General features: G+C 32.0%; 5 protein-coding genes. 1 reads left to right on the forward strand and 4 read right to left on the reverse strand.

Going from position 1 to position 5,394, the window contains the following annotated elements:
- The 3 genes from SOY52_RS03255 to rplU form a co-directional block, all read right to left on the reverse strand.
- Nucleotides 1-2,468: hypothetical protein (locus SOY52_RS03255; RefSeq protein ID WP_320847551.1), on the reverse strand; the 2,468-nt coding region annotated here is incomplete at its 3' end.
- A 78-nt stretch (nt 2,469-2,546) separates the two neighbouring features.
- Complete coding sequence (rpmA, locus tag SOY52_RS03260; RefSeq protein ID WP_320847552.1) at nt 2,547-2,798, reverse strand: 50S ribosomal protein L27; 252 nt, start codon at nt 2,796-2,798, stop codon at nt 2,547-2,549.
- A 12-nt stretch (nt 2,799-2,810) separates the two neighbouring features.
- Nucleotides 2,811-3,122, reverse strand: a complete 312-nt coding sequence (rplU, locus tag SOY52_RS03265; RefSeq protein ID WP_320847553.1) for a 50S ribosomal protein L21 — start codon at nt 3,120-3,122, stop codon at nt 2,811-2,813.
- Between the two features lie 141 nt (nt 3,123-3,263).
- On the opposite strand from rplU, the gene SOY52_RS03270 reads away from it, so the two are divergent.
- Complete coding sequence (locus SOY52_RS03270) at nt 3,264-3,794, forward strand: TetR/AcrR family transcriptional regulator (protein WP_320847554.1); 531 nt, start codon at nt 3,264-3,266, stop codon at nt 3,792-3,794.
- On the opposite strand, the gene argS is transcribed toward SOY52_RS03270, so the two are convergent.
- Nucleotides 3,786-5,394 (reverse strand): arginine--tRNA ligase (argS, locus tag SOY52_RS03275; RefSeq protein ID WP_320847555.1); only part of this gene is annotated, 1,609 nt, incomplete at its 5' end. The genes SOY52_RS03270 and argS overlap by 9 nt on opposite strands.

Genomic DNA, 5,394 nt, shown 5'->3' on the forward strand with positions numbered 1-5,394 from the left:
AAGCTTTCTTTTAACTTATTATCAACAGAGATAAATGATGAATAGTGAGCAAATATTTTTGACCTAAAGTCATTAATAATAGGCTTAATACATACACCTTTATGTTTATCAAAGAATTGTAATAACTTTATCTCATCTGCAGTGTTTTCAATTTTATCTATATAGTAAGAATTATCTTCTTTAACAAAAATATATCCATTACCACCTAAGAAGATTGCAACCTCTTCTTTTGCTACATTTGTGTTAATCTTATAGTTTTTATCTATTGAAGCAGTAAGATAATGAGGCTTTAGCCTTATTGTAGTTTCAACTTCATTAAAAGTAATTGTCCTATTTTTTAATGTTGATAAAAGACCTGAAAATAAAGTTTCAGGTAGAGTTATATACTTTTTATTCCTTGAATCTCCAACACGACCAGAAGTTAATCTAGCAGGAATTAATAGTTGTAAAGCAGCTCTATCGTCTTCGACAATATTATCAAGGTCATGAGTGAATGTTAAATCTTTACCATAGCTAACTGTTTCACCCTTTCTAAAGTAGTCTAAGAATTCTGCTGCATCCTTTACTTGGTATTTTTTCCTTATTCCTATCTTAAAGCTTAAATAGCCATAACCATATTCATAGCCAAATGCAAAATCAATTGAAGCAAGATTATCATTTGAAAGAATAATTGCAGTATCATTAGATAATGATTCTTGTAGAGCAACCATATCTTTTGTAAACTCACTATTCTTCTTAGAAAAGTTTAATACAGCAACTCTATTTTCTTGCTCTATCCTCTTTTTCTTATACTCTTCTTCTGTACCTTTAATACAAGCATTAATAATACTTTCTGGTTTTACTTCATATTCAAATTTAATAAAAGAATTTGTTAAATTTAAATGACCATTTTCTTCATCAACTTTAACTAAAAATCTATCATTAAAGAATGGGTTCTTTACATAGAATGTACAATTCACATTATTTGACAATTCATTAAAAATCCAGAGTGTATCAAAGTAATCAAGGATTTCTGCTTCCTCATCACCTTTTGGAGGAAAAGTTAAACCTTCTTTATTTTTCCCGAATACTCCAGTTAAATATGCAAATAATAACTGTGAATTAGGAAGCTTATGAGCATACTTAAAAAGTAAAGCTGCACAAACTGCTTTCTGATTCAATATACACCAATGAATAACAAAAAGAATGTACCTTCCAATTAACTTTGGATCTTCGCCTAATAATACTTCATTTAATATTTTACTAACTGAACTTTCAGTAGGATTAATGCTAAATATTATCTTCTTTTGCTCTTCATCTGATAGTTCATCTAGATAACTAGCAGGCAGTAAATTCTTTTTAAATAATGATATAACTTCAATTCTTTCATTTCTATCTAATAGATTTAAGTATTTACATATAAGTTGGTTTACTTCCTCTGAATTAGAAGTGTTATCAAGAGTTAAAATAATCTTTATAATACTTTCTTTATTATCTTTAAATACTTCTTTATCTTTAATTAAATTATCTAATATTGTTAAATGGTCAGTATCAAACATAGGTGATACAGATGCAAAGTACTTAATTAATAAGTCTTTATTATCAGTTACAGCTAAATATAGATATCTTAAATCATCATCTGCTTCATATGTAAGTATTCCATTTTTCTCAATATCTTTTTTAGCTTTTTCAAAGCTTCTTAAAATTCTTTTAAAGAAGGTTTTATTTGATTTAGTTTGTCTAGTATTACAATCTTCTTCTTTGTAATACTCACTCTTTACAATTGCATCATAGCAAAAATCGTTTTCAAGTAATGCATAGAAGAAATCTGTATACTTATCTAAGAAAGTAGAATTATAGTAGAAAGGTTCATTATGCATTAAAAAGTAGAACACCCTTCTTGCATAAGAAACTGAACCAATATTGGCAATTAAATTTTTAACATTTTTCTTTGAATTTTTTATTGAGACTAAATCTATTTGCTTTTTTGAATAACCTAAGAGGATATCAGCAAGTTCAGCAGAGATAAAGTAATCTTTTGCATATTCATTACTTTCATAAAGGTATGATTCCATAATGCTATCTAAGCAATCAGTAATCCAATTCTTAACTACATCTACATACTGACATTTATATGTACCACAGTTGCAAGTAATAGAGTATGAAGAACACGTTACATGATGAGTTTTTCTTCCCTCTTTTATCTCTACATCTAAATTTATAGACCCTTTTTTAGGTCTAATTACTTTAAGGTCTGCATAATCAAACTTAATTGGCTTAGCATTTAAATAATTATTATAAGAATTCTTTTCTTGGTTATAATAGTAATCAATAGCATTTGTAGCTACATCATATGACCTAGATACTTCTTCAAACTTTCCACTTCCAAAGTAAGCCAATGCAGTTTTATCATCATAGTTATTATAAAAGTTTATACAAAAGCCTTTATCCCAATTGTAACAAAACTCAAATTTTCTAAATCGTTCCATAAATATTATTTTAACTAAAAAAAAGCGTAGTAATAGATTTTTCTACTACTACGTTATTACTAATTGTTAGCTTTTTGCTTACTCAGTTACAATTGTTGCATACTTTCTGTTGTTTCTTGTGATATAAGCAACCTTACCTGCAGCCTTTGCAAAGAGTGTGTAATCACTACCAAGACCAACATTCTGACCTGGGTGGATGTTTGTACCGTGCTGTCTAACTAAGATTTCACCAGCCTTTACATCCTGACCACCGAATCTCTTAACACCAAGACGCTGTGCGTTAGAATCGCGTCCGTTACGTGATGAACCACCACCTTTCTTATGTGCCATATTCGATCCTCCTTAGCCTTCAATCTTGTTGATTGTGATGAGAGTATACTGTTCCCTGTGACCCTGAGTTCTTCTGTAACCCTTTCTTCTGTGGAACTTGTAAACCTTAATCTTATCGCCTTTAACTTCGCTGCCAACTGTAGCAACAACTTTAGCACCAGCAACATATGGTGTGCCGAATGTAGCCTTGTCACCGTCAACAACAGCGAGAACCTTGTCTGTTTCGTAAGCTGAACCCTCTGCGAGAGAGAGAAGATCGACCTGCAGTGTTTCACCTTCAACAGCTTTATACTGCTTGCCGAGAATTTCAACGAGTGCGTACATATCTAAGTATCCTCTATTTGTTTAATCTTTGAGTATTATTAAGATTTTCTAAAAATACCACAACATGGTTTTTAATTTTTTTAACTATTTTTACATCTTTTTTCAATTGTAATTCTAACGAACGTTAGGTAAAATATCTTTATGACTAAGAATGATATTTTATTAAAGGCAATAAATATTATTAGTACTGAAGGATATGATAAATTAACTCTTTCCTCATTAGCAGAAATGCTTGGTGTAAAGAAAGCATCAATATACTATCACTTTAACTCAAAGGAAGATATTATTAGTGCCCTCTATGAGAATGCAAAGAAACTACTTACAAAGTTTACCTTCTATATTGATTTCTCACTCTCAGCAGAGGAAGTTCTTAATGCTGTATATGAGCACTGGGATATGATTTATCAAGATAGAGAGTTTGCTCCATATCTATCACTTCTTGAGCAGCGTTATATGGTAGATGATGAGGCATTAAATATTTCATCATCCCTTGATTTAATGATCGATGCACAATCAGATGCAGTAATTGATAACTTAATTGAAAGAAAAAAGTTATTTTTTAATGATAAAAAATTACTCTCCCGTCTCTTTTCAGCTACCGCTAAGGATAGCTTAAAGAAAGGAGAGAGTGAAAACTTTATTAATAGTTTTGTTTCATCTTTCTCACATTGACTCTAAGAAAGGAACACCAACAAGTTTAAAGGCATTCTTTAATACTTGCTGAACCATCTTAACAAGGCTAATTCTTGCAACAACTAATTCTTTAGTCTCTGCCTTTAATATCTGGTTATCATGATAGTAATGACTAAATGTCTTACTAATATCATATAAAAGAGAACAGATAATACTTGGGTCGTAGCCATCAGCTGCCTTCTTAACAATTTCAGGGAAGGATGAAATAAGCTTAATTAAAGCCTTTTCATCATCGATAGTTAAGAGACTTGAATTAAATTCAACACCTTCATAGTCAGCCTTTACTTCCTCAAACTTAGAAAGCATAGAAGAAATACGAGCACCCATGTACTGTAAATATGGTCCAGTATTACCAGAGAATGCGATAGATTCAGCTGGGTTAAAGATCATATCCTTTTGAGGGCTTACCTGTAATAGGTAGTAGTTAAGTGCTGAAAGAGCAATCTTTCTTGCTGTTTCATCGATATCCCCTACCATATTTTCTCTTTCTTTTTCAACAATTTCAGCTTTAGCAAGTTCAGAAAGGTTTGCAAGTAAGTCATCTGCATCAACAACTGTACCCTCTCTAGACTTCATTCTTCCATTTGGAAGGTTTACCATTCCATAGGAAAGGTGGTGTAGCTCATTAGCCCAGGAGTATCCTAAAAGCTTTAAGCACTGAAATAAGACCTTAAAGTGATATTGTTGCTCTGAAGCTACAACATAAATTAATGAATCAAATGGATAGTCCTCATGTCTTGAAACAGCTGTTCCTAAGTCCTGAGTGATGTAAATAGAAGTACCATCCTTTCTTAATAATACCTTTTTATCAAGACCAATGTTGGTAAGATCAACTTGTACAGAACCATCCTCTTCGCGGTAGAAAACACCCTTCTCAAGACCTTTCATTACTTCACTCTTACCAAGCTTATATGTATTTGACTCGTAGTAGTATTTATCAAATGAAATACCCATATTCTTATAGCTTTCAGCTAAGCCATCTAAAGTCCAGCCATTCATCTTCTGCCAAAGCTCGATAACTTCTTTATCCCCATCTTCCCACTTTTTGAGCATGCTCTGTGGTTCTTGGTTTGCTTTAGCTTGAGCCTCAGCTTTAATCTTTTCACGAATTTCTTCTGAATCATTTTCGTGACCAACTAAAGCCTTTTCAACACACTCTTTTTCATATTGAGCATATCTAACGTAGTACCTACCTACGAAGTGGTCACCCTTTTCACCTGTTGATTCAGGTGTTTCATCACCACCAAAGGTCTTATAAGCCCACATACTCTTACAAATATGGACACCTCTATTGTTAATTAAATTAACCTTCATAACCTCGGCACCATTAGCCTTTAAGATTTCAGAAACACTCATACCAAGTGAGTCATTTCTCATGTGGCCAAGGTGAAGTGGCTTATTAGTATTAGGACAGGAGAACTCAATCATGACCTTTTTTCCAGCAAGGGAAAGGTTTTTACCATAATCATCACCTTCTTCCATTACTTTTTTATATAAATCATTTGCAAGACTTGAAGTATTTAATTTTAAATTTAAATATGGTCCTGCTACTAAAAGCTCCCCAGAAGGAAGATTATCT

Origin of the sequence: Bullifex sp., assembly GCF_034103065.1 — a bacterium.
Classification (GTDB): domain Bacteria; phylum Spirochaetota; class Spirochaetia; order Sphaerochaetales; family Sphaerochaetaceae; genus Bullifex.

Coding starts and splice junctions, on each gene's coding strand:
- SOY52_RS03270 (WP_320847554.1), top strand. CDS start 3,264: ATGACTAAGAATGATATTTTATTAAAGGCAATAAATATTATTAGTACT.
- rpmA (WP_320847552.1), bottom strand. CDS start 2,798: ATGGCACATAAGAAAGGTGGTGGTTCATCACGTAACGGACGCGATTCT.
- rplU (WP_320847553.1), bottom strand. CDS start 3,122: ATGTACGCACTCGTTGAAATTCTCGGCAAGCAGTATAAAGCTGTTGAA.